Raw genomic sequence first — 1,942 nt, 5'->3', positions numbered from 1 at the left:
CTGTAGTAAAATCGTTCATAGGGAAGTCCTCTCTTCTGTGAATGTGTTGTGGTAACTCTATTCTACAGAAGGGACTTCCTTTTTTGTATAGTTTTATTCATTTACACAAAATATTTTACACTCTCCACAAATGTTCAACTATGAACAATTACGTATCTGTATAAATTATTCTAATACAGTATTGTATTGTTTGCTTGATAGCAAAAAAAATAATACGAACAAGAATCCTATAATCCTTGTCCGTATTAAATCCCAAGCTACTATTCTTTTTTATCCTGAAACTAGAGTCTCTTTACTCTTCTGTGTTATAATCATATTCAACAAGGTCATCTATACCTGTTATTCCTAATTGTTTAAAAATCAAATATTCTTTGGCGATGTATGCATTCCATTCGAGTCGCTCAAGCATATCATAGGTTTTCTCTAAAGTAGCTCCAACTACTAGAACACCATGTTTTCGTAACAGATAGGATTTCGGTATAGCTTGATCTTGTCTTACTTCTTTTCTAACTTTTTCAGCTAACTCAGGAGTGGTTGCTGGAGCAAATTCCAGACATTTGATTTCTCCCATTTTTTGAGTTCCTTCGCTAATATTAGGCATATCTAATCCCATACTTGCAAAAACCATTGAATTCAAAGCATGTGCATGAATTACGCAGTTAATCTTTGCATTTTCTTCATAAGCAGCCATGTGCATATTAATTTCACGTGTAATTCCACCATAACCATCAATGATATTTTTCTCTTTATCAATGACCAAAATTTGTTCTGGATTTAAATCGCAAAGATAGTTTTGAGACATTAGTGTTGGTGACATGATAAAGTGGTCATCACTTACTTTTATACTGACATTTCCTCCTGCTGCATTTGTAAATTTACGATCATACATTTTTTTGATAAATTTACACAGTTTTACTCGTTCTCCGTAGTATAGCATTATGTTTACTCACCAATCTTTCTATATTGAACTAATTTTTTTAATTCTAGAACACGTTCTTTTGAGAATCCTGTACTTAATGTTTCTTCAGCTTTAGCAGCACCAACTGCAGTTGCCAAAATTCCTATATCTTTTAAGGGTAATTTTTCCGAAAAACCGTAAACCAAACCAGAGACATACGCATCTCCACTGCCAGTATCGTTTACTGTTTTGACTCTTGGTGAATTAAATATATATTGTTCATCATTTGTTAGTAACACAGATCCTTTTTCTCCCATAGATACAGAAATACATTTCATATTGGTTAGTACTGACTTTTTCTTCTGATATACTTCAATACAATGTTCCAAAGAAAGAATTTCTTCACCTATAATTTCAGAAAATTCATAGTTATTCGGTTTGATTAAGAAGACAGCTCTTTTTAATACTTCATCTAAAAATTTTCCTGAAACATCAGCAATTAATTGAACTTTTTTTTCTTCTAACTTATCAAGTAAATAAGCGAATACTTCTACTGGTGTTTGAAGAGATGGATTTCCTGCAACTACTACCGTATCCTTAGAAGACAGTTGATTTAATTCCTGAGTGAAAAATGCATCAATAATTTGTTTGTTAATTTTAAAACCATATTCTGTAATCATGAAACTACCTTTTCCACCATCATCTGTAAGAACAATATTATTTCGCACGTCTTCTTTAGACACTGTATAGAAAGAACTTTTTGTTTGATGTTTAATTAGTAAGTTCTTTAATTCATTCCAATTATTTTCTCCGGTAATACCCGTACAGTTATTTTCTTTACCTAAGATATTCAATCCGACTGAAACATGGGTTCCTTTTCCTCCTACATCCATATATCTTTCAGCGATTCTATTATTTTTCCCTCGAGTTAATTCATCTTGAATGTGAAAAACATGATCAATTGCAGGGTTCAAAGTAATCGTATAAATCAAATAGCTCCTCTCCTTTCAATTAATAATTTTACGTGTGATTATCTCCTTTTGT

General features: G+C 31.8%; 2 protein-coding genes. Both read right to left on the bottom strand.

What is annotated here, in order from left to right; translation table 11 throughout:
* Positions 1 to 292: 292 nt before the first annotated feature.
* The gene (locus KQI94_RS15840; protein ID WP_002400722.1) at positions 293 to 937 is read right to left on the bottom strand and encodes a class II aldolase/adducin family protein; all 645 of its coding nucleotides are present in this window, start codon (positions 935 to 937) and stop codon (positions 293 to 295) included.
* Between the two features lie 5 nt (positions 938 to 942).
* Entirely contained in the window at positions 943 to 1,890 is a 948-nt protein-coding gene (locus KQI94_RS15835) for a hexose kinase (RefSeq protein ID WP_010775702.1), read from the bottom strand.
* Positions 1,891 to 1,942 lie beyond the last annotated feature (52 nt).

Origin of the sequence: Enterococcus sp. S183_ASV_20 (assembly GCF_018919685.1) — a bacterium.
GTDB classification, from domain to species: domain Bacteria; phylum Bacillota; class Bacilli; order Lactobacillales; family Enterococcaceae; genus Enterococcus; species Enterococcus faecalis.
This window is presented reverse-complemented; position numbering and strand designations above follow the sequence as displayed.

Coding starts and splice junctions, on each gene's coding strand:
- KQI94_RS15840 (WP_002400722.1), bottom strand. CDS start 937: ATGCTATACTACGGAGAACGAGTAAAACTGTGTAAATTTATCAAAAAA.